The organism is Streptomyces sp. NBC_00885 (genome assembly GCF_045207475.1).
Taxonomy (GTDB): Bacteria; Actinomycetota; Actinomycetes; order Streptomycetales; family Streptomycetaceae; genus Streptomyces.
Genome location: NZ_CP108796.1, coordinates 8,124,882 through 8,146,150, shown reverse-complemented (window position 1 = coordinate 8,146,150; position 21,269 = coordinate 8,124,882). Strand labels below are relative to the sequence as shown.

At 69.0% G+C, this 21,269-nt stretch carries 24 protein-coding genes; 6 read left to right on the top strand and 18 right to left on the bottom strand.

All coding sequences use genetic code 11. From position 1 onward, the window contains the following. Window positions 1–165 precede the first annotated feature (165 nt). From OHA61_RS37095 to OHA61_RS37035, 13 genes are all read right to left on the bottom strand, one after another. Entirely contained in the window at window positions 166–819 is a 654-nt protein-coding gene (locus OHA61_RS37095; protein ID WP_406306740.1) for a DUF305 domain-containing protein, read from the bottom strand. Between the two features lie 92 nt (window positions 820–911). Further along, entirely contained in the window at window positions 912–1,358 is a 447-nt protein-coding gene (locus OHA61_RS37090; RefSeq protein WP_406306739.1) for a hypothetical protein, read from the bottom strand. 101 nt (window positions 1,359–1,459) lie between these two features. Then, complete coding sequence (locus tag OHA61_RS37085; protein ID WP_406306738.1) at window positions 1,460–1,969, bottom strand: hypothetical protein; 510 nt, start codon at window positions 1,967–1,969, stop codon at window positions 1,460–1,462. 737 nt (window positions 1,970–2,706) lie between these two features. Next, window positions 2,707–3,003 (bottom strand): hypothetical protein, encoded by a 297-nt coding sequence (locus tag OHA61_RS37080; protein ID WP_406306737.1) that lies wholly within the window; start codon window positions 3,001–3,003, stop codon window positions 2,707–2,709. Window positions 3,004–3,700: 697 nt separating this feature from the next. Beyond that, entirely contained in the window at window positions 3,701–3,808 is a 108-nt protein-coding gene (locus OHA61_RS37075) for a DUF6893 family small protein (RefSeq protein ID WP_406263816.1), read from the bottom strand. Window positions 3,809–3,818: 10 nt separating this feature from the next. Then, a complete protein-coding gene (locus OHA61_RS37070; protein ID WP_406306736.1) occupies window positions 3,819–4,367 on the bottom strand; it encodes a hydrogenase maturation protease in 549 nt (182 codons plus the stop codon). Next, window positions 4,364–5,761, bottom strand: coding sequence for a hypothetical protein (locus OHA61_RS37065; protein WP_406306734.1), 1,398 nt, complete (start codon window positions 5,759–5,761; stop codon window positions 4,364–4,366). Before OHA61_RS37065 ends, OHA61_RS37070 begins: the two co-directional genes overlap by 4 nt. Then, window positions 5,758–6,456: a DUF6084 family protein gene (locus OHA61_RS37060; RefSeq protein ID WP_406306733.1), complete on the bottom strand. Its 699-nt coding sequence runs from the start codon at window positions 6,454–6,456 to the stop codon at window positions 5,758–5,760. The genes OHA61_RS37065 and OHA61_RS37060 overlap by 4 nt, the downstream gene beginning before the upstream one ends. Beyond that, a complete protein-coding gene (locus OHA61_RS37055; RefSeq protein ID WP_406307601.1) occupies window positions 6,453–7,070 on the bottom strand; it encodes a DUF5947 family protein in 618 nt (205 codons plus the stop codon). Before OHA61_RS37055 ends, OHA61_RS37060 begins: the two co-directional genes overlap by 4 nt. Window positions 7,071–7,126: 56 nt before the next feature. After that, window positions 7,127–7,675, bottom strand: a complete 549-nt coding sequence (locus OHA61_RS37050) for a hypothetical protein (RefSeq protein ID WP_406306732.1) — start codon at window positions 7,673–7,675, stop codon at window positions 7,127–7,129. Window positions 7,676–7,725: 50 nt separating this feature from the next. Next, complete coding sequence (locus OHA61_RS37045; protein WP_406306731.1) at window positions 7,726–9,510, bottom strand: nickel-dependent hydrogenase large subunit; 1,785 nt, start codon at window positions 9,508–9,510, stop codon at window positions 7,726–7,728. A 72-nt stretch (window positions 9,511–9,582) separates the two neighbouring features. Continuing rightward, window positions 9,583–10,671, bottom strand: a complete 1,089-nt coding sequence (locus OHA61_RS37040; protein WP_324978848.1) for a hydrogenase expression protein HypE — start codon at window positions 10,669–10,671, stop codon at window positions 9,583–9,585. A 48-nt stretch (window positions 10,672–10,719) separates the two neighbouring features. Continuing rightward, complete coding sequence (locus OHA61_RS37035) at window positions 10,720–12,507, bottom strand: enoyl-CoA hydratase-related protein (RefSeq protein WP_406306730.1); 1,788 nt, start codon at window positions 12,505–12,507, stop codon at window positions 10,720–10,722. 201 nt (window positions 12,508–12,708) lie between these two features. Here OHA61_RS37035 and OHA61_RS37030 point away from each other — a divergent pair, with 201 nt between their 5' ends. The 4 genes from OHA61_RS37030 (at window position 12,709) to OHA61_RS37015 (ending at window position 15,887) form a co-directional block, all read left to right on the top strand. Then, complete coding sequence (locus tag OHA61_RS37030) at window positions 12,709–13,077, top strand: low affinity iron permease family protein (RefSeq protein WP_406306729.1); 369 nt, start codon at window positions 12,709–12,711, stop codon at window positions 13,075–13,077. A gap of 126 nt (window positions 13,078–13,203) precedes the next feature. Further along, window positions 13,204–14,634, top strand: a complete 1,431-nt coding sequence (locus OHA61_RS37025; protein ID WP_406306728.1) for a M1 family metallopeptidase — start codon at window positions 13,204–13,206, stop codon at window positions 14,632–14,634. A 111-nt stretch (window positions 14,635–14,745) separates the two neighbouring features. After that, a complete protein-coding gene (locus OHA61_RS37020) occupies window positions 14,746–15,384 on the top strand; it encodes a TetR/AcrR family transcriptional regulator (protein WP_406306727.1) in 639 nt (212 codons plus the stop codon). Window positions 15,385–15,428: 44 nt separating this feature from the next. Further along, window positions 15,429–15,887, top strand: coding sequence for an SRPBCC domain-containing protein (locus tag OHA61_RS37015; RefSeq protein WP_406306726.1), 459 nt, complete (start codon window positions 15,429–15,431; stop codon window positions 15,885–15,887). A gap of 47 nt (window positions 15,888–15,934) precedes the next feature. Here OHA61_RS37015 and OHA61_RS37010 read toward each other — a convergent pair whose 3' ends face one another. From OHA61_RS37010 to OHA61_RS36990, 5 genes are all read right to left on the bottom strand, one after another. Further along, a complete protein-coding gene (locus OHA61_RS37010) occupies window positions 15,935–16,630 on the bottom strand; it encodes an alpha/beta fold hydrolase (RefSeq protein ID WP_406306725.1) in 696 nt (231 codons plus the stop codon). Between the two features lie 67 nt (window positions 16,631–16,697). Beyond that, a complete protein-coding gene (locus OHA61_RS37005) occupies window positions 16,698–16,988 on the bottom strand; it encodes a YkvA family protein (protein ID WP_406306724.1) in 291 nt (96 codons plus the stop codon). A gap of 45 nt (window positions 16,989–17,033) precedes the next feature. After that, window positions 17,034–17,324: an SHOCT domain-containing protein gene (locus OHA61_RS37000; RefSeq protein ID WP_406307600.1), complete on the bottom strand. Its 291-nt coding sequence runs from the start codon at window positions 17,322–17,324 to the stop codon at window positions 17,034–17,036. A gap of 26 nt (window positions 17,325–17,350) precedes the next feature. Further along, entirely contained in the window at window positions 17,351–17,788 is a 438-nt protein-coding gene (locus tag OHA61_RS36995; RefSeq protein WP_406306723.1) for a DUF6325 family protein, read from the bottom strand. A 166-nt stretch (window positions 17,789–17,954) separates the two neighbouring features. After that, window positions 17,955–18,623, bottom strand: a complete 669-nt coding sequence (locus OHA61_RS36990) for a GAP family protein (RefSeq protein ID WP_406307599.1) — start codon at window positions 18,621–18,623, stop codon at window positions 17,955–17,957. A 215-nt stretch (window positions 18,624–18,838) separates the two neighbouring features. Between OHA61_RS36990 and OHA61_RS36985 the strand changes: the two genes are divergently transcribed. After that, window positions 18,839–19,810, top strand: a complete 972-nt coding sequence (locus OHA61_RS36985; RefSeq protein WP_406306722.1) for a YhjD/YihY/BrkB family envelope integrity protein — start codon at window positions 18,839–18,841, stop codon at window positions 19,808–19,810. 113 nt (window positions 19,811–19,923) lie between these two features. Further along, window positions 19,924–21,255 carry a diacylglycerol/lipid kinase family protein gene (locus OHA61_RS36980; protein WP_406306721.1) on the top strand — a complete coding sequence of 444 codons (1,332 nt, stop codon included), beginning with the start codon at window positions 19,924–19,926 and terminating at the stop codon, window positions 21,253–21,255. Window positions 21,256–21,269 lie beyond the last annotated feature (14 nt).

Below are 21,269 nucleotides of genomic sequence, written 5' to 3'. Positions count from 1 at the left end.
CGTCGATGAGCAGGTTGTAGCCTGCTCACCGCCCCTCGCCGAGTGGATGATCGGCTTCGGCAGGGGGCACGCCGTCGTCCGCGCCACCACTGACGCAGTCGAGTTTCCGCCGCTGTTCCGGGCCTTCGTGCGGAAGGCCCGGAACAGTGTTGAGCATGGGGCGCATCAGAGCCGGTCGAGGATGCCCTGCATCTGCCTGACCTCGGTGGACTGGTTCTTGATGACGTCGTCGGCGAGCTTCTTGGCTGCGGCGTCGCCGCCGTTCTTCTGCTCGTCCTTCGCCATGTCGATCGCCCCGCTGTGGTGGGCGATCATCAGCTCGGCGAACTTGCGGTCGAAGTCCTTGCCCTTGGCGGCCGTGAGGTCCGCCATGTCCTTTTCGGACATCATCCCGGGCATCGAGCCGCCGCCGTGATTCATGCCGCCGTGGTCCATGCCGGACGACTCCGACCTGCCCCATGTCTTGAGCCAGGAATGCATGGTCTTGATCTCGGGATCCTGAGCCTTCTCGATCTGCCCAGCCAGGGTCTTGATCTCCTGATCGGACGCCCGGCCGTCGGCCAGCCTGGACATCTCCAGGGCCTGCTGGTGGTGGACGATCATCGACTGGGCGAACGTCACGTCCGCGTCGTTGAATGCGCCCACGGCAGGCGACTTCGTCGACTCCTGAGTGTCGGCGGAGTTGTGGCCCTCGTGCCCGGCGCCGGAGGTGTCGCTGCCGCCGCAAGCGGCGAGCAGCAGGGTCGCGGCAGCGACGGCTGCCACTACCGCGACACCGCGCTGGTGGGGCATGCGGAAGGAACGCTTGCAGACGGTCATGTGCTGTGTACCTCGTTGGTCGATTCTGCGGATAGATGCGTCGTCGTCTCGGCGGGCAGCCCTCACGGGCCCGCCCGCGCGGGCGGGTCGGCCTATATCCGCAGGATCGACAATTGCGCCAGGTCAGGCGGTCTTGGCGGAGGATCGGGGCGTACGAGCATGAACACCCGGGCGCCGAGATCGGGCAGCCCATCGCGCCGTGCGGCGAACGCCGCGTACAGCAGAGAGGCCAGCGCCCAGCCACCGAGCACCGCCAAGCACAGGGACGTCATGTCCATCCCCAGACCGGGGTTGTACGGCGCCGACACAGCGTTGGCCGGCTCGGAGCTGTGTGCAGGGCGGTCGGCGATGCTGGGCGTTGCCGCGTGGGTGCCACCGTCTCGCTCACCGTGCATGGAGACCGTGCCGCCCCCGTGAGCGCCCACCGCATGAGGCGCGGCTGACATATGGGAGCCGGAGCCGCTGCTCGGGTGGCCGACGGTGTGCATGATGAACACGCCGAGTGCCAGCACGACGACAAGCAGGATGCGCGCTGCCACGCCCACTGCTCGTGTGTACCGGTGCACCATGAACGCTTACCTCCGCTGGCGACGATATCCGAGGCGCTGTGTAGTACGCCCGGCGAGCTGATCCCGTTCAGTCAGTGGGCGTGGCTATCGTCGTGACCCGGTTCTTCTGCTGCGCTGCCGTCAGGCGGGGGTGCGCCGGGGCTCGGCGCGGCAGGCGGGGAGGGCTCCTGGTGGACGGGAGCGTGCTCGTCCTGCTTCGTCTCCTCCTCTGTTCCGTGGCCGTGCCCGCCGCCCGGCGCAGACTCACCCATGGAGGCCGCCAACTGGCGCAGGCCGACGAAGCTGACGGTCGCGATGAGGAGCACGGCCAACCCCACCAGGCTGAAGATGCGGTGCCAGGGCGTGTCCGCGTCCTTGATGACGTACGCGATGAAGGACACGGTCATGCCCGTGGGTATGAGTACGGCTCCGCGGGCCGGGAAGTCGTCGAAGTGCTGCAGGCCCCTGCTGAGCATGCCGTTGCCGAACGACAGCAGGAGCGAGGCGCCGATCACCACCAGCATCCGCGGCAAGCCCGGCCACTCGCGGGCGAGGATGAGTTCGGTCCCAGGCTTGCCGGATGGCGACCAGGCCGTGACCACAGGGTGAGCCAAACCGGTGGAAGAAACCGCCCCAGCACACCCCTCGCGCGGGCAGACCCGACTCATGAGGCCTCAGGATCGGCCCCGCAGACGCGCCATTGCTGATCCGGCGAGCGGCCCCACGGGCTCCGGTCTTCGCGACGTCCCAGAGTCTTTTGGACGACATCCGGGCAGCTTCGACCCAGGTGGGCCGTTATCAATTCGGGCTGTTTCCTGTACGCCTCCAGCCAATCACCGGGCAACCCCGCGATGAGAGCCTGCCACCAAAACCTGAGCGATCGGGGGGAACTGCGCGTCAGCGACGGCCAGCCGGACCGTTTTCAGTTCGGGCCGTTTTCGTTCGGGCCGCTTCAGGCCCAGCCCTCTCGTCTGCACCTTGTCGGCTCCCACCCAGGGCAGACCCTGATCAGCGACCGCCACTACCACGGCGCCGCGTTCGAACGCGAACTCACTCAGTGGGGAATCCGACTGCTGCGGCTGGCCCGCAAAGGCGAGCCCGCGCGGGCCGGGTCCGAGCTATTCAGGCCGCTGCGGCAGACCATCGAGTCGGTCAAGCAGACCTTCAAGCCCAACTCGACCTCGCACGCCACCAAGGCCGCACTCCCGGCGGTGTCATGGTCCGCGTCCTGCAGCGCGTCCTCGCACTCACGGCCGGGATCTGGCACAACGGCCGCACCGGCCAACCCTTCATGCGCTCGCTGACCGCCTACGACCACTAACTCCTCGGATCATTCATCTCAGGCGGCAGGAGCCGACGACGGCCTGAGGCCGAGTGGACGGTCGGCGAATGCCTTCTCCGAGTCGACCTCGTAGCAGACGTTGATGCTCGAGTCCCCGAGAGTTGTGTCGGCGAAGCGTTGGACGTCTTCAACGGACTTTGTCTCCCAGAGGCACGTCACGGCGGATCCTTCGACATGTGGGTAGAACTGCAGCACCCGGGTGCCATCGGGCGCTCCGATGCCGTCGATAAGGGCCTGGCCGCGGGGAAAAGCTATCTCCGGGTTCAAGATCTTGTGCTGGGCCACGACGTACATGGGGCCCTCCTCTTTGGTGTCGTGTCGTTCGACGATTCGACGCTGGGCGTGCGGAGGTGGACGCCGCGTCGCGCATGTTCACCAAATCCATTGTGGACTGGGATGGTCATTCCTGGCCACGCAGCTCAGACCGGCTCGAACGCCACCAGGGCGGCACCCCCGCCGGTGTCATCGTCGGCGTCCTGCAGCGCGTCCTCGCACTCACGGCCGGGATCTGGCACAAATCAGTTCGGGCCGCCGCTTCAGGCCCAGCCCCCTCGTCTGCTCCCGCTTGAGTACCAATGCCGGAGGCGAGCAGCCCCGCGAAGGTGATCTTGCTCGACGGCATCTCAAGGTGACCACACCGCACCCACCGGAACAGCCCCAGAACGGGCACACGAGACGGGGTCGCGGGTCCACTACCAACACCCAGTGTCCCCTGTACGTCCCCTCGATCTTGAGTTCGCGCCCGACAGAGGCAGTCCCTCCAGCCAGCAACGACCTTGATCGCCGACATCACCGCAGGTCAGAGAAATCCTCTGCTCCGCGGGCAACAGGAGCTGCACTACGCTCCAAAGCCGTGAGCAGCGGATTCTCTCCGTTGAGCCCGAGTTCGCGCCCTAAACGCCCCAAGAGGGACGTTTCTGCAGGTCAGGGCGCTACTGGAGTGGGGCGGGTGGGACTCGAACCCACGGCCGACGGATTATGAGTCCGTCGCTCACATCTTGCGGATACGCAGGTACCGCGCGAGATCCGGCAGCAACTGTCTCACAGCGGCCACCAGAGCAGCCGCGGCGGCCGCGCCGCCGATGATTGTCTTCTTCATGCTTGTCTCCTCACTTCGCGGCCTCGCCGACCGCAGCAGGTGGCGCGGACGATTCCCGCTCGCCGTCCCGTAGCACGCCCAGGATCAGCCGTACGGCCTCCGGCACCGCGGCAGCCACCGGCAGGCTGAGGCCGATGCCTTCCTCCACGCCGGCTGGTTCGCAGCCGACGACCAGGGTGCGCCGCGGTGGCTGGGCGTCGGTGCTCGCGCAGAGGGTTTCCAGGAGGGCCAGGACCGCGTCGGGGGACATCCGGTGGCCGTCCAGCAGGGCGCCCCGGGGCTCGATGTCGCCGGAGCGCTCGGCTTCGATCAGGTAGACCGTGCCGGGGGCGCCGCCGCGTGCCGTGGCGTCGACCAGGACGAGGGTGTCGTAGCCGTCGAGGAGTTGATACGCCAGGTGGACGCCCCGTACGCCGATGTCCACGACCTCGGCGTGTTCCGGAAGCTGTTGCGCGGCCAGCCTGCGTACGGTCTCGACGCCGAAGCCGTCGTCGCCGAGGAAGATGTTGCCGACCCCGGCGACCAGAGTCCGGGCGCTGCTGTCCTGTGGCCGTTTCATCCGTCCTCCAGGGGGACGACCTCGTCGGGCTGGAAGTACAGGAAGCGGCCCTGCTCGCGGCGGATGTCGGCTCCCGGATCGCCCTCGACGGTCACCGCCAGGTGCACCGCACCGTCCACGTCGTGCAGCACCGCCTCGACCCTGGCACTGCGGCCATGCAGGAACAGATCCTGTGCGTCGGTGCGGCGCAGGCCAGGGCGCAGTAGTACGCGGCTCCCGGCGCCCAGCGGCCGGCCGTCGACGAGGACCCGGTCGTGGGCCGGGTCGAAGCCGGAGTCGCTCGCCGGGTCCCACCAGGGGGTGTCCGGCCGCCGCACCTCGTCCGCCGTGTCGGAGCCGGTCACCTCCCGCAGCGAACGCACCGCGCCGTGCAGGCGCTCGAGGACCTCGGGGGGCATCGAGTCGGCCAGGTCGATCACCGCGGCGGCCCGTTCGTCGGTGCCGCGGGCCTCGCGCTTCTCCTCGTCGGTGAGGGCCGCGGTGCGCAGGGCCAGGATCTCGTCGATCTCGGTGGAGTCGTAGAGGGTTCCTGGACTCTCGGGGGCGATGGCGGGGTGGTCCTCCAGGATGATCGGGGAGGACAACACCAGGTCCCCGCGGCCGGGTTCCCCGGCGAGGACCGGCCAGGTGTGCAGGTTGCGGCAGGAGGCGATCGCGCCCTTGGCCCACTGGGGCGGATCCGTCATCGACAGGAACGATCCGGCGCTGAGGCTCATCAGAAGGTGCGCGGCCAGCAGTGAGTACGCCAGCGCGGCGTCCCGGTCGGCCGAGCCGTCCGGCGGGCTCCAGGTGCTGGTGTTCTCCACGACAGCGGTCAGGCACATCACCCGGTAGGGCCCGTCGAGTTCACGCGCGGACAGCCGCACGATGCCGCTGATCTCCTCGCATCGGCGAATGAGCCGGCCGACCGTCCGGCCGACCGCGTCCACGACGGGCTCGGTCTGTTCGCGGGCCGGGCGGGTGAAGGGGACCGTGACGCCGTCTCCTGTCAGACTCTCCACCGGGACGAGCACTTCGACTCGCTCTTCGACGCCCTCGTCCCAGGGCACCAGGACGCGGTCCTCCAAGGGGAGTTCCGCCACCGTCTCGAAGCCGCCGCCCGGCAGGGCTTGTTGTACGGTCCGGCGCTGGGCGTGCAGGAAGCGCACCTCGACCGCGAGGCTCGCGCCCGTCTTCGGCTCCATCAGGCATTCGGTGTGCTGGAAGTCGTGCTCCTCGCACTCGGCGCCCCACGCGGGCGGCACGAGCACACCGAACTGCCAGCGCAGCCGGTTCTTGGCGGCCGAGGCACGGTACGGGTAGAGCACATAGCCCTCGAACAGCACCGCGTCCGCCACCTGCCGGGCATGGGCCAGCCTGGCTTCCGTCTCCGGTGCGAAGGCAGTTGTCGTCACCGCGCCGTCCTCCCCGTCGCGTGTGGCAGCAGCGCCCGGTCCGGGCCGTGCCCCGGAAGGGGCACCGGCCTTTCGGCCTCGGCCAATAGGGCCCGTACGGCCGCCTCCCAGGAGGGCAGTGCCCGCTGTGACCGGAAGGCGAGCAGTGCGTCCACGGTGTCGCGGGGCAGCCGGATCCAGCCGCAGCCGGGGAAGTGCTGCTCGACCATCTCCTGCCACACCTCGACCGGCATCCGGAAGGCCGCCTCCCGGTCCCAGGGCACGGGCTCGACGCGGAAGCCGCCGGCTCCCGTGAATGCCGTTCCGGAGAACAGCATGAGCAGCGGCACCTCGCCCGCCTCCAGGGCGTTGAAGTACCGGGTGGCGGCGACGTCCATGTCGTACGTGCAGGGCACGGCGAGGTCGGTCTCCGTCTCCCCCGTGAAGCCGGGAACCATGTGCGAGACCTGGGCGAACTGAACCGGCTGGAGCGTGCTGCCCCAGCGCGAGCGGTCGCCGAAGAGGTCGGCAAGCGCATCGGCCTCCGCCGGCTCGTAGCCGCGCCGCGCGGGCTCGATGCGGATCTGGCAGCGCAGGGCCAGGGCGTGAACGCGGGCGTTGTCGGACGCGGTGATGCGCAGCCTGAAGACGAGCGTCGGACCGGCCGCGTACGGGTCGGCTCGTACGCCCGTACACGTGAAAGCGAACTCCGTCATGGCCGGCCCTCCCCCGGCACCGCCCGGGCGCGGCGGCCGACCTGCTCGAAGAATGCCTCCAGATCGGCCCGGGCCTCGGCTCCGCCGTCGAAGCCCTGCCACAACAGGCGCATGCGGCCCACCAGTTCGTAACAGATGTCGATCGGGACGAGGTAGCACTCGGGCCGGCCACCGCCCTGTGTACGGCGCAACAGCAGCGCCTCCACGTCGGGTTCGAGGAGCGCGGCCAGCCGGCTGTTGCCCAGCACGGTCTGCCATGCCGAGGGTTCGAGTTCACTCTCGGTCGCGCCGGCGGGACTCGGGTAGAGCGCCACCAGGCGGTTGAGCGCCGCGTTGCGGAAGAAGAACGCGACACCGACCGGGATCTGCAGAACGTCCCACGCGCTGTCGTCCAGGCGGTGGTCAGGGTCGGCCAGATAGCGGTCCGGGACCGCGCGGAAGCGGCCGCCCGCGGCGCCGGGCCGCTCGAACAGGAGGGCACAGGAGACGCAGGCGCAGGCAAGTGCACGCTTGTCCGTGTCCACCAGGTGGCGGTGGCTGTCTTCGGCGACCACCGCTCCGCACAGTTCGCAACTCGCCTGCGGTACTGGACGCTCCGTCAGAAACCGGCGCAGTCCGCGGACTTCACCAACCAGCGGCGCAGGAGGCCGCGGCCGGAGCCGAGAGGCGCTCACCGCGCCTTTCCCCCGGCCGGTCCGGACCCGTTGCGGGAGGTGGGAGGCGTTCCGATCTGGAGAAGCGCGGGCTCCCCGGCGGCGGCGCCCGTCTCCACTTCCACAGCGGTCACTTCGGGCGCGAAGCAGGTGAGAGCGTTCTCGACGGCCTGTAGTGCCGCCGCGCTCGTGGCGGCGCATCCGCAGCCTCCACTACCGGCGGACCGCAGGCGCAGCGTTCCGGAGGTGTCGTCGAAGCCCACCACCTCCCATACATGGTCACCGGCCGCGTCCAGGGCACGGGCGATGCGCGTGCCTGCGTTCTCGGGATGCAGGTCGTGCAGGAGGAGCAGGCTCGAGACGAGTTCGTCTTCGAGCAGGACGGACAGGCGGCTGTCGGCGCCGGGTGCGTCGAGCAGCCGGACGATCCGGGCCAGCGAGGCTCCGTAGAAGTCCATCAGGACCCGGACCAGTTCCTCGGCCCCGGCACGTGCCGATTCGTCACCGGTGGCGGCCAGCCTGTCGAGGACCTGTTCCACGCGCCGTCCTGCCTGCTCAGCGTTCATGACCCCGGTGGCGCCGTCTTTCGGCGGGGCCGTGGTGCGGGCTGCCGCGCTCATCCGGCCAGACCGCTCAGGCCGGTGGGCACGTGCATCGACTTCACGGTCTTACCACCGCCGACGTACATGTGAACGCCGCAGGGCAGGCACGGGTCGAAGCTGCGAACCGCGCGCATGATGTCGATGCCCTTGAAGTTCTCCGGCGAGTTCTCCTCGAAGATGGGCGTGTTCTGCACGGCGTCCTCGTACGGGCCGGGTGTGCCGTACGTGTCGCGCGTGCTGGCGTTCCACGGAGTGGGCGGGTACGGGTGGTAGTTGGCGATCTTCCCGTCCCTGATGACCATGTGGTGGGAGAGGACACCACGTACGGCCTCGGTGAAGCCGACGCCGATGGACTGGTCCGGCACCTCGAACTTCTCCCAGGTCTGGGTGCGGCCGGCCCGCACTTCCTCCAGGCCCTTCTCGGCGCAGTGCAGGGCGATGGCCGCGGCGTAGGCCTGGAAGTAGGTACGGGCGCGGTTGCGTTCCAGCGCATTGCTCCAGCGCGGGATCTTCCACTCGAAGGTGGTCTCGGGCTTGGTCATCGTGCGCGGCAGGTTGATGACGACGCTGTTTCCGGTGGCCTTGACGTAGCCGACGTCGACGAGGCCGGACAATGCCGTCGACCACAGGCGGGCGATCGGGCCGCCGCCGGTGTCCAGCGGCAGATAGTCCTTGCCGTCGAACCAGCGCGGCGACATCACCCAGCTGTACTTGTCGTTGAAGTCCCGCTTCTGCGGGGCCGGGATGGTGTGCTGGTTCCACGGGTGACGCGGGTCGACGGGGTTGCCGAGCGGGTCGTGGGTGACGAACTGCTCCTGGCCCTGCCAGTCGTCGTAGTACGAGCTCCCCAGCAGGATGCGGATGCCGAGGTTGATCTCGGTGAGGTCGTTGGTGACGAGCTTGCCGTCGACGATGACGCCGGGGGTGACGAACATCCGCCGCCCCCAGCCGGTCATGTTGGCGTAGGTGAAGTCGCAGTACTCGGGGTCGTTGAGGGCTCCCCAGCAGCCGAGCAGGATTCGTCGGCGGCCGACTTCCTCGTAGCCGGGCAGGGCCTCGTAGAAGAAGTCGAACAGGTCGTCGTGCAGGGGGACGACGCGCTTCATGAACTCCACGTAGCGCATGAGGCGGCTGAGGTAGTCCGTGAAGAGCTGTACGGAGGCGACAGTGCCGACTCCGCCCGGGTAGAGCGTGGAGGGGTGCACATGGCGGCCCTCCATCAGGCAGAACATCTCCCGGGTGTAGCGGCTCACTTGGAGGGCTTCGCGGTAGAACTCGCCCTCGATGGGGTTGAGTGACCGCATGATGTCGGCGATGGTGCGGTAGCCGTGCTCTCCCGCGTGCGGTGCCTCGGTGCGCTCGGCGAGTTCGAGGACGCCGGGGTTGGTCTCGCGGACCATCTTTTCGCAGTAGTCGACCCCGACCAGGTTCTCCTGGAAGATGTTGTGGTCGAACATGTACTCCGCGGACTCGCCGAGGTTGATGATCCACTCACCGAGATGCGGGGGCTTCACGCCGTACGCCATGTTCTGCGCGTACACCGAACAGGTGGCGTGGTTGTCGCCGCAGATCCCGCAGATCCGGCTGGTGATGAAGTGCGCGTCCCGGGGGTCCTTGCCGCGCATGAAGACGCTGTAGCCGCGGAAGACGGACGAGGTGCTGTAGCACTCCGCGACCCGTTTCTGCTTGAAGTCGATCTTTGTGTGGATACCGAGACTGCCCACGATCCGCGTGATCGGATCCCAGGACATTTCCATCAGGCCACTGCCGTCGCCGGCCGCCTTCGTCGTCGGTGCCATCGTGAGTGCCGTGCCCTTCTTCAAGCTGGAGTTGGGTCGCGCTGGGAGGTCTCATGCGGATGGGGCAGGGGATCACCAGGGCTGCCGGTAACCGGTGGTCAGCTTCTCCCCCGTGTGGCGCCACTTCGGCTCCTTGTCCACCGTCCTGGCAGTGATGGACCGCAGTCGGCGGACCACCGTGCCGTACACCCCGCTGGCGGCGCTGGAGATCTTCGCGCCGGGCGGTTCGTCCATGAACGGCATGAACTTGTCCGGGAATCCCGGCATCGTGCAGGCGATGCAGATGCCTCCGACGTTCGGGCAGCCGCCGATCCCGTTCATCCAGCCCCGCTTGGGCACGTTGCACTTGACGACGGGACCCCAGCAGCCGAGCTTGACGAGGCACTTGGGTGAGTCGTACGTCTCGGCGAACTGGCCCTGTTCGTAGTAGCCCGCGCGATCGCACCCCTCGTGCACGGTGGCACCGAACAACCAGGTCGGCCGGAGCTTGTCGTCCAGCGGGATCATCGGAGCCGAGCCCGCCGCCTGGTAGAGCAGGTAGGTCAGGGTCTCGGAGAAGTTGTCGGGCTGGATCGGACAGCCGGGCACGCACACGATCGGGATGCCGGCCTTGGACTTCCAGTCCCAGCCCAGATAGTCGGGCACACCCATCGCGCCGGTCGGATTGCCCGCCATGGCGTGGATCCCGCCGTAGGTGGCACAGGTGCCGATCGCGACAACGGCCAGCGCCTTGGGCGCGAGCCGGTCGATCCATTCGCTGGTGGTGATCGGCTGGCCTGTTTCGGGGTTGTCGCCGAAGCCGCACCAGTAGCCTTCCGGCTTGATCGACTCGTTGGGGACCGATCCCTCGATCACCAGGACGAACGGGTCGATCTCGCCGCGCTCGCCTTTGAAGAACCATTCGATGAACGTGTCCGCTCCCCCGACCGGACCGCATTCGAAGTCGATCAGGGGCCAGTGGACAGCGATCTTGGGCAGGCCGGGAAGCGCTCCGGTGACGATCTCCTCGATACTCGGCTGCATGGCCGCTGTCAGGGCTACCGAGTCGCCGTCGCAGCTCAGCCCGGCGTTGATCCAGAGGATATGGATCGGCGAGGCTTCGTCGGCAGGTCCCCCGGCGGCGTCCGTGTCCTGGGCCGCGGTCGGCGTGGCTGCATTCATCAGGATGCCCCCTCGGGGAGGTATGGCAGGAAAGTCGGCATTTCGGTCTCAGCCTTCTTGGTAACAGGCATTCGGCTCCGGGGCCGAGTTTTCGGGGGCCGGTCCAGTGACAAGGGGCTCGGAGCGGAGCTGATCCGTCACGCGCGCTCCCGGCACCGCAACGCCCAGATGCGGCGGCGTTCGCAGCGGCTTCTCCTTGCGGACGAATGCGCGACGCAACGCGTGGTACGGGGCCGACGGGTCGAAGAACGCCCGCCGCATATGGGCCAGCTCCTCCTCCCGGAAGGCGGCGAGCGGCCTGAGGCTCTCCTGGTGGTCCCGTTCGGCCTTCTTCGCGGCGATCCGTTCCTGCACGGCCGGCAGGGAAGCGAGATGTCCGGCGAGCCGGGCGGCCTCTGAGGCGAATTCCTGTGGGGTGCACTCGACGAGACGGTCGACGAGGCCCAGCCGCTGCGCGGCCGTCCCGCTGACGGGCAGAGCCTGGCGCATCAGTCGCTCGGCGACTGCCGGACCGACTCGGCGAGGCAGCGTGTACGTCCAGAACTCGGAGCCGTACAGCCCCATCAGCCGGTAGTGCGGGTTCAGCACGGTACCCGCTCTGCACCACACCTCGTCCGCCGCCAGTGCGAGCATCACCCCGCCCGCGGCGGCGTACCCGCCGACGGCGGCGACCACCAGCCGGTCGGTGGTCTTCAGTACCGCCTCGACCAGATCGTCGATGGCGTTGATGTTCCCCCAGGACTCCGCGCCGGGGTCTTCGGCTGCCTCGATGACATTGAGGTGGATGCCGTTGGAGAAGACCCGGCCGCCGCCGAGGACCAGCACCGACGTAGGGCGCGAGCAGGCCTCGCGATAGGCCGCCAGCAGGCGCCGGCACTGCGTGGTGCTCATCGCGCCGCCGGGGAAGGAGAACGAGAGGAAGCCGACATTGCGTTCTTCGCGGTAGCTGATGTCGCTCCAGACACGCCGCTGACCGTCCGGACGCGACGGCGCCGGGCTCTGTGGCACGGCGGGCAGCCGGCCGGCGAGCGCCGTGACGGCAGGCAGCTTGAACGTGGGGGGCTGCCCCGGCCGGCGCCGGGCCCGGAGCTCGGGAATCCACACCGCGCCGTCCGTCGTCGCCCGGCAGACGGCTCCGGCCCGGGTCGCAAGAAGGTCGCCGGGATGGCCGCGCAGCTCGTACTCGCGGTGGCCCCCGTGCAAGTACCACTCGGCGCCCAGCAGTTCGTCCAGTACGCCGGGCTGCGAGTCCGCGGCCCGCAGCTTGCCCAGGATCGTCTCGGTGGACTCCGAAGCCCAGTCGATCCGCCGGACGCTCTGATCGAGATACGGCCGGGCTCGGCCCGCACCGCCTTCGGTCTGTGCCCGCGGGGAGTACGTCCCGGTGGCGAACCGCTGCACCGCCAGCAGCACCGCAGCCACGGCCGCGTCGGCGACCTCGCCGCGGTAGAGGTCGCTCTTGGCCACCGGCGGCACCGGGCAGGCGACTGAGGCCCAGACGTCGCCCGCGTCCATCTCCGCGTCGGCCTGCAGGACCGTCACACCCCACTCGCCGACGTCCTGGTGAATCGCCCAGTCGAGGGACGAGGGCCCGCGGTCGCCGACGGGACCCGGATGGACGACAAGACATGTGTACGCGGTCCACACCTCGCGCGGGATCGCCGTCTTCAGCATCGGCGCGACGACGAGCTGGGGCTCGTGACGGCGTACGGCGTCGGTCAAGGACTCGCCGTGCACTGCGAGTTCCACCGCCACGCTGTGACCGTGATCCCTCAGTTCGGCGTGGAGGCGCTGCGTGAGGCTGTTGAACGCCGTCGCGACAAGCAGAATGTGCATGGCGGGCCTCCCAGCGGTCGACGTCTCAGGCAGGGGTCTCCCTGGCCGCCTGTGATCGTCGAGTACGCCGGATCGGCGATGGCGGCGCCGGGCCACGAGGGTCACCCGAAAGCGGACATGGCGACGGCCACCCGGCGGTTCGGTGCCTAGGCATGCGCGGCCCCGGCGGCCGCGTACGACGCTGTGGGGTAGGCACGTCGCATGACTTTTCAGCATCCCGCCGACCGCGGTGGCGACGAGCGCGGACTGTTCGCCCGGCTGGCGGAGCGGGTATCGAACTTCACCAGCTCACCCGTGTTCTTCGGGGGGTGTCTGGCGTTGGTGGCACTCGTCGCCATCGTCCACGCCCTGAAGCTTTCCGAGGAGTGGCTGCTCCTCGCCGGAGAATCGATGACTGCCGTCACTCTGCTGCTCCTGGCCCTGCTCAAGAACTCGGAGCGGCGGGCCGAGCATGCGATCCAGCGCAAGCTCGATGCCATCGCCGCGGCGCTGCTGGAGATGCACGAGAACCAACCCGGCGAGGCGTTCGAGGACCTCAGGAAGGCCATCCGTATGGAAGAGGAGACCTGATGGGCAGCCAGGTACTGTCCCTGCGCCGGGCATTGGGCGTGACTTGACTGATTCGAGGGAGTTTCGGGACGGAGGAGACCCATAGGGTGGGCCCCGAATGATCACTACCGAGCCAGAGGAGCCCCTGTGACGCCACCCCTGCAGCAGCCCGCCAGGCGCCCAACTCCCCGCCGGAGAGGCGCCGTTGTCGCGGCAGGCCTCCCCGCGGCCGTCGTGGCGCTGCTCGCCGCGGCAGCCGGGCCCGCGGCGGCCGCCACGACGGGCTCGTCGGGTGTGGGGGACCCGTATTTTCCCCTGGCGGGCAACGGTGGCTACAACGTCCACCACTACGACCTCACCCTCGGATACGACCCGAAGACCCGTCACCTCGAAGGACGGGCTGTCATCACGGCCCGCGCCACCGAGCGGCTGACCCGCTTCGACCTCGACCTGAAGGGGCTCAAGGTCACAAGCATCACGGTCAACCACGCCACGGCGGCCTTCCGCCGCGACGGGCAGGAACTCGTGGTCTCTCCGAGGAAAGCCCTTCGCAAGGGCCAGGAGTTCCGCACCACGGTCACCTATGCGGGCACTCCCGGGCCTGTCACCGATCCGGACGGATCCCTCGACGGGTGGATCCCCACCGATGACGGGGCGTTCGTGGCCGGTGAGCCGCAGGGCGCCATGACGTGGTTCCCCGCCAACAACCACCCCAAGGACAAGGCGTCCTACGACTTCGCGATCACCGTCCCAGCGGGGCGCACCGCCGTGTCCAACGGTGTCTTCCGCGGGCAGAAGACGGCGAAGGGACGCACCACTTTCCGCTGGCGGCAGTCCGAGCCGATGGCGGCCTACCTCGCCACGGCGACGGTGGGCACGTTCAAGGTCGAGCAGTACACCGCCCCCGGCGGCCTCAAGGTCTTCAACGCCGTCGACCCCCGTGAGGCGGCCGCCTCGGCGCCCGTCCTCAAGAAGCTGCCGTCGGTCCTGGCGTGGGAGAGCAAGCTCTTCGGCCCCTACCCCTTCAAGGGCGCCGGAGCCATCGTGGACCGTGCCCCGCAGGCGGGATACGCCCTGGAGACCCAGGCACGGCCGGTGTACGACCGGGCACCGGACCTGAGCACGCTGGTCCACGAGAGCGCACACCAGTGGTTCGGGAACTCCGTCTCCCTCACCACCTGGAAGGACATCTGGCTCAACGAGGGCTTCGCGACCTACGCCGAGTGGCTCTACGACGAACAGCACGGCGGCCAGAGCGCACAGAAGACCTTCGACGCGCTCTACGCCAGCCCGGCGAGCAGTGACCTGTGGGCATTCCCGCCCGCCGACCCCGGCAGCGGGGCGCACATCTTCGATGCGCCCGTCTACTCACGCGGGGCCATGGCTCTGCACAAGCTGCGCACGGCGGTCGGCGACAGGACGTTCCTCCGGATCCTGCGCACGTGGGCGTCCGACCACCGCGACGGACACGGGACCACCGCCCAGTTCATCCGCCTGTCGGAGCGGCAGTCCGGCAAGGACCTGGACCAGTTGTTCCACACGTGGATCGGCACGAAGGGCAAGCCGTCCAAGCCGTAGGCCTGCGACGGCACGCTGGAGGCGGCGGCAGCGCTGGGCGATGCCCGGTTGCCGCTGCCTCAGCGGCGATAAACGGGACGGTACCGTCCCGCCCACAGGTACCCTTGAGACATGTCCGAAGTCCCCCGGCGCGCCCCGACCGGCAACGCCCTCTTCCGGCCGCGGATCACCTCCGCCATCACCGAGGCCGTCCTGGAGGAACTGGCCGCGCACGGCTATGCGCGACTGGCGATGGAGGCGGTGGCCAGACGCGCAGGGGTCGGCAAGAGCGCCCTCTACCGCCGCTGGCCGTCCAAACAGGACATGGTGATCGCGGTGCTGTCGGAGTTCAGCGTCCCGCTCGCCGACGTCCCCGAGGGTGTCTCGCTCCGCGAGGACCTTGAGTCCGTGCTGCAGGCGCTGCACGACTGGCTGACCGATCCCCACGTGGCGACGATCCTGCCGGACCTGACCGCCGAGGCCGTGCGCAACCCGGCGCTGGCCGAGGCGATACGTACCACCATCGGCGAACCGAGACGCGCACTCGGCACGGCCGTACTGCTGCGGGCCGTCGAGCGCGGCGAACTGCCCGCCGACCTAGAACTCGAGCTCGCCCTCGACCTGCTCGCCGCCCCCGTCTACTGGCGGTTGAGCGTCCGCCACGCGCAGCTGGAGCCCGACTACTTCGACCGCCTGGTCGAGCACCTCCTGCGCGCCCTCGACGCCCGGCCCACGCCGCAGGGCCAGGCGCACCACAACTCCGTCGCTTGAAGCCAAGTGCCACCCTTGCGGCCCCTGACCCGAGGAGGTCCGTGATGTCGAACAGAGCCCGTCCGACCCTGCATCTGCAGCGCCTCGTGCGCGCGCCGCGCGCGGCTGTGTTCCGGGCCCTGACCCAACCGCAGGAGCTGGCGAAGTGGTTCGGCCCGGACGGATTCGCCATTCCCCGTGTGGAGAGCGACCTCCGGACCGGCGGCGGCTATCGCATCGCCATGCAGCCTCCGGAAGGTGATCTCTTCCACCTGACGGGCCAGTTCCTCGATGTCGACCCGCCGGCTCACCTGTCGTACACCTTCCGCTGGGAGCCCCCCACCCCGGACGACCGGGAGACAGTGGTGACGCTCGCCCTCCATGATCTCGGCTGGACGGCCACGGAGCTGGTCTTCACGCAGGGCGACTTCGCCACTGAGGAGCGCTACGCCCTGCACGAGGCAGGCTGGACTCAAGCTCTGGACAAGCTGGAGAGACTGCTGTCGGCAGAAACACCGGCATAGCAACTCCACATACGGCTCCTGCGGACGGACCTACCGACTCGAACGCGCTACCCGGCCGCCTCCAGGAGGATCCGTGCCAGCTCGCGCGGCTGGGAGAACATGGGCCAGTGGCCGGTGTCCATCGTGACCAGCCGCCAGTGCTCGCTCGTCAGCAGCTCGGCCACATCCGGGTTCGGTTCGGGGCCGTCGAGCAGGCATTTGATGTATGTCGCCGGAAGCTCGCCGAGCGGGCGTGCCAGCACGGCCGGCTCGGCCAGAGAGGCACCCGGGTGCGGCGTCGAGCCGCCCACGATCCGTGCGATCTCGTCATCGGTGAGCCCCTGGCCGTCGTAGTCGGCCGCGGTCAGCGGTGCCCAGAAGCCGCCGTTCCCGGCGATCGCAGCCTCCAGCTTCGCCGGGCCCTCCCACCAGCCGGACACGAACGACTCGCCGTCGGCCGGAACGTTGGAGTCGACGAAGACCACGCGGGCCAGGCGGTCACTGATCCGCTCGGCGGCCTGACCGACCGGGATGCCCGAGTAGCTGTGACCGACCAGGACAACATCGCGCAGATCGAGGCGTTCGACCTCGTCGACGATGTCCTGGACGTGGGTCTGCTGCCCGGCCGGAACACCTTGCCTGTCGGCGAGGCCGGAGAGCGTCAACGGGTGGGCGCCGTGACCGCCCGCACGCAGCTGCGGCACCACCTCGTCCCACGCCCACGATCCGAGCCACGCGCCTGCAACCAGTACGAATTCCGTCATGGTGGCAACGTAGCGGAGGGGTCTGACATCCCGGTCCCCGGCGCTTCGACAGATGCCGGCCGCGGCTTCAGGGCCGGCGGGCGACGCCTGCGCTTTCCACCGCGGACTGCAGGGAACGCAGCGCGAGCAGCAGGACGCCGATGTCGTCGAGAAGCACCGGGTCGGGCAGCAGGTCGACCGGGCTCGCCAGATAGATCAGGGCGCCCCAGAAGATCACCTTGTTCTCCACCGGAATTCCGGCGTCCCGCAGCTGCCGCCGTGCCCTCACGAGTCTGACCAGGAGCACGCCCGCCAGCACCACGGTGGCGGCGATCAGAGCCGCGACGACCACCACCACAACCCACATCTCGGTACGCATGTCTGCTCCCGTCTCCTGGAACAGGCATACCCCACCACGTCGGTGTCAGCTACCGAGGATCTTGGCCTTCTGTGCCGCGAATTCCTCTTCGGTCAGTACCCCTTGCGCCTTGAGGTCACCCAGTTGCTTGAGCTGATCCATCTTGGCGGTCATGTCATCGCCGGGGGGAGGCGGCGGCGCGGCGGGAGCGGGCGCCGCCGCCTGCTGGCTCGCCTGTTGCTGATCCTCCTGCTGTGCCCATCGGCCGCCCTGCCGACGCGACACACGGTTGGACACCGCGGTGGCGGTTCCGGCGACGACGGCGGTGCGGGCGACACCACGAAGAAGTCCGGGCATGTTCACTCATCTCCCAGGTGTGTGGCTCACGCGGTCGCTTCGGTCGCGTCCAGCGAGGCGAGCAGTGCTTGTACGGGAATGCGCCCGCTCGCCACCAACTGCCCACCGCTGCGCCGCATGGCCCGCGCGAAAGGCGCCGCCCAGACGTTCTCGTAGATCAGAATTCCGGCGGAGCTGTTCGGCTCCAGCGCGTTCGCGGCCTCTTCGACGTCGTCCTCGCCCAGCAGCCCGGAGGAGGCGCCTTCGAAGAGGGTCAGATCGACCTCGTCCCCAAAATCCTTCAGGTCCAGTGCCGCAACAGACCCATCACTTTCCTTACGGATGAACAGGAGGTCGAGGATGCGGATGATGCCGCGTTCGACCAGGTCGAGGAGGATCGGGAAGCCCTCGCCCGTCATGCGGTTGCCGGGGAACTCGATGACCACGTAGTCGACCGGTCCCATCTGTTCCACGTCATCGCTCATGGCCACTCCTCACGAGCGGTTCGGGGTCCGGGCCTCGCCCACCGCTCATGTCCGGCGGCGCTCGCCGCGAGACGGCGACGAGCGGCCCTTTCAACCATTGCAGCACCCTGGACAGGGCTTCGCACTTCCGCAGGGCGCCGCACGACAGTCCGCACAGTGCCGCACGTCAACTGGTGAGCTGGTAGATGCTGTTCCCGGTCAGCCACAGGCCGAGCAGGAGACAGATCACCACGATCGCCTGTTCCTGATGGCCTTGCATCCAGGCGCGCAGTTTCATCAGCCGCGCCTGAGCAGCCTCAGGCGCGAACACGACGTACAGCTCGGCGGCCAGCAGGCTCGCGGTGGCCAGGATCGCGAATCCGAACAGCGCCAGGAACGACGAGGAGTGCGACAGGTCGGCCTCGAGGACCGTGGCAGCGCCCGCAGCGACCATGCCCCAAGGCTGCAGGAATACGGCAAGTCCTGCCGCCGCCCAGATCGAGCTGCGGTCCATCAGGGAGGTCACCGAAGCGGACGACGTGGAGCGGTAGGAGTCCGACCCGCGGCCCGATCGCAGGCGCCGTCGCCGGCGTTCGCCGTAGAGGACCAGCGCGACGCCGATGGCGAGCTTGACCGCGATCCCCGCCGTCGACGGCGCGGATCTGGGCGACGGCGGCTCTCCGCCGGTCAGCGTCAGCACCAGAGCCATCACGGCGACGAGACAGGCGAGCCAGGCCAGGATGAAGACCAGCCCTTTCCACACGCCCCTGGTGGACGACACGACCAGGACGAAAGCCATGATCGGCAGTGGGTCGAGCGTGATGGCCAGCGCGATGAGGAGGAGGTCGAGGACCATGGCGCCCCAATCGAGCAGCGATGTCACGAGACTACGCAAAGATCAAGAGAGCGGCACTTTTTGGCCGTCGTGCTGCCGCCCTTCCCGAGATGCCGCCCCGCGCCGCGTCCCCCACGCTGGACGCAGGGAAGGAGCAACGCCATGACGCCTTGGGGACGGGTTCCGTCGCGGGTGATGGGCCGTCCGCAGAGCCCGGGTGCAGTACTGGCCGGCTGATGCCCGGCAGAGAGCCCGACGACCTCCGGGCGCAGCCGAGCAAGGGGCGGCACGGGGGAAAGGGCGCCTTCGGCCGCCGCGTCGGCTCGATCTTCCGGCCGTCCTGGTGGCGGGTCCGGTCCCAGGAGTGGGTCACCACCGCGAAATGGCTGCACAAGCAGGCCGAGACGCGCTTCCCGGTCATCAGTCATCTCGCCGCGCGCATGGTGTCCGTGAACATCTTCGACTCCGCCACCCGGCTGGCGGCGCAGTGCTTCCTGACCGCGATCCCGTTGCTCTTCGTGGTCGCAGCCGTCGCCCCGGAGGGCGTACGCAACCAGCTGATCACCTCCGTACGCACGGTCTTCGGGCTCAACGGCGCGGCGAACGAAGAGCTGGCGAAGGTGTACCAGTCCAGTGAAAGCAGCCTGAAGGAGGCCACCGGTGTGGCGGGGGCACTCATGCTGCTGATCTCCGTGACCGCTGTCAGCCGGGCGATGCAGCGGCTGTGCAAACGGGCCTGGGAGCTGCCGAGGACAGGCACCGGGGTCGCCCCCTGGCGGTGGCTGGCGTGGATCGGCATCTGGCTGGCCGTCCTGATCGTGCAGGCGCCACTGCGCGACGGCTTCGGCGAAGGGCTCTGGCTCGCCGTCCCGGTCACCGTGCTGACCCAGACCGGGCTGTGGTGGTGGAGCCAGCACCTCCTGCTCGGCGGCCTGATCCGCTGGGCGCCCCTCCTGCCCGGTGCCCTCCTCACGGCGATCGGCGTGACCGGCCTGTCGATCGGGGCGCAGTTCTACATGCCGCGGGCACTCAATCGCGCGCTGTCCGAGTACGGGTCGGTCGGCGCGGTCTTCGTCATCCTCTCGTGGCTCATCGTGGTCTGCGTGGCGATCTCCATCGGCATCACCGCGGGAGCCGTGGCGGCCCAGCAACCGCTCCTTGCCCGTCACCTGGGCAGTCCGCCTCCCGCCTGGCAGAAAGGGACGTAACGCACGCACCATGAGAGTCATCCGCAGGACGCGACGAGCCCCCACCCGTGAAGGGTGATGCGTGAGCCGCCTCGCGGCGGTGCAATGACCCACAGGCAGCGGCGGGAGGGTCCATGAACATCGTGGCCGGAGCGCGCAGCGCCCGGGCGAGACGCTGGCTCGCCCGTTCGGCGATCGTCGCGGGGGTCGCGGCCGTAGTCGTACTGCTGGTGTTCGCGGAACTCGAGAGCATCGCCCTGGTGGGCCTGGGAATTGGCGCACTGGCCCTGAGCGCGGCCTGCGCGTGGTGGGCACTGAGCCGCAGGGGACTCGGCCGCATCGTCGCTTTCGTGGTGGGTGTGGCGGCACCGGTGGGCGTGCTCGTGCTCTACGCGCTGTCCGGGCTGCTGTGGGTGGTCGTCGTCTCCCTCGCGCTGAGCGCGGCGGCGGGCTCAGCGGGGCGCGCCGCCCTCAGGGAGCCGGGGCCCGCGCCCACGCCTGAATTCCGGGTACCGCCCCCGAAGCGGCCGTTCCTGATCATGAACCCCTGGTCCGGCGGGGGAAAGGTGGAGAAGTTCCGGCTGAAGGAAAAGGCCGAGGCACTGGGCGCCGATGTCCTGGTGCTGGAGGCGGGCCCTGAACAGGATGTCGCAGAACTCGCGCGCCGGGCCGTCAGCGAAGGTGCCGACCTGCTCGGCGTCGCAGGCGGCGACGGCACACAGGCCCAGGTGGCAGCGGTCGCCGCGGAAGAGGGAATTCCCTTCCTGGTCGTCCCGGCCGGAACGCGCAACCACTTCGCGCTGGACCTCGGCCTCGACCGCGACGACCCGTCGACCTCCCTCGACGCACTCACCGACGGCGTCGAACTCCACGTCGACCTCGGATACATCGGTGAACTCGCCTTCGTCAACAACGCGTCCTTCGGCACATACGCGGCAGTGGTGCAGAGCCCCGCCTACCGCAACGACAAGGTGGGCACCATCCTGCGGATGCTTCCGGACCTGCTGACCTACCGGAGCGGCCCCCGCCTGGTCCTGCGTGCCTTGAACGAGAAGACTGGCGAGCAGGAATCCGTACGCGAGCCCCAGGCCGTACTGGTGAGCAACAACCCGTACCAGGTGGGCGATCATGCAGGACTGGGGCGCCGGGACCGCCTGGACTCCGGCATCCTCGGCATCCTGGGCATCAAGGTCGACAACGCGGCGCAGGCGGCGGGCATGCTCCGCGGCAAGCATGCGCGCGGACTCACGGTGCTGACCGGGCGTGATGTGGTCGTCGACGCCAACGAGCCCGAGGTTCAGGTCGGCGTCGACGGTGAGGCTCTTACCCTGCCGGCGCCCGTACACTGCCGGATCCAGCCGCAGGCCCTGCGCGTACGGGTTCCCCGGAACCGGCCGGGCGTGCCGCCGACGAGGCCGCCGATGGACTGGCGGCGGCTGGGGAAGCTCGCCCTCGGCAATGGCTGAGCCCCCGCACTGGC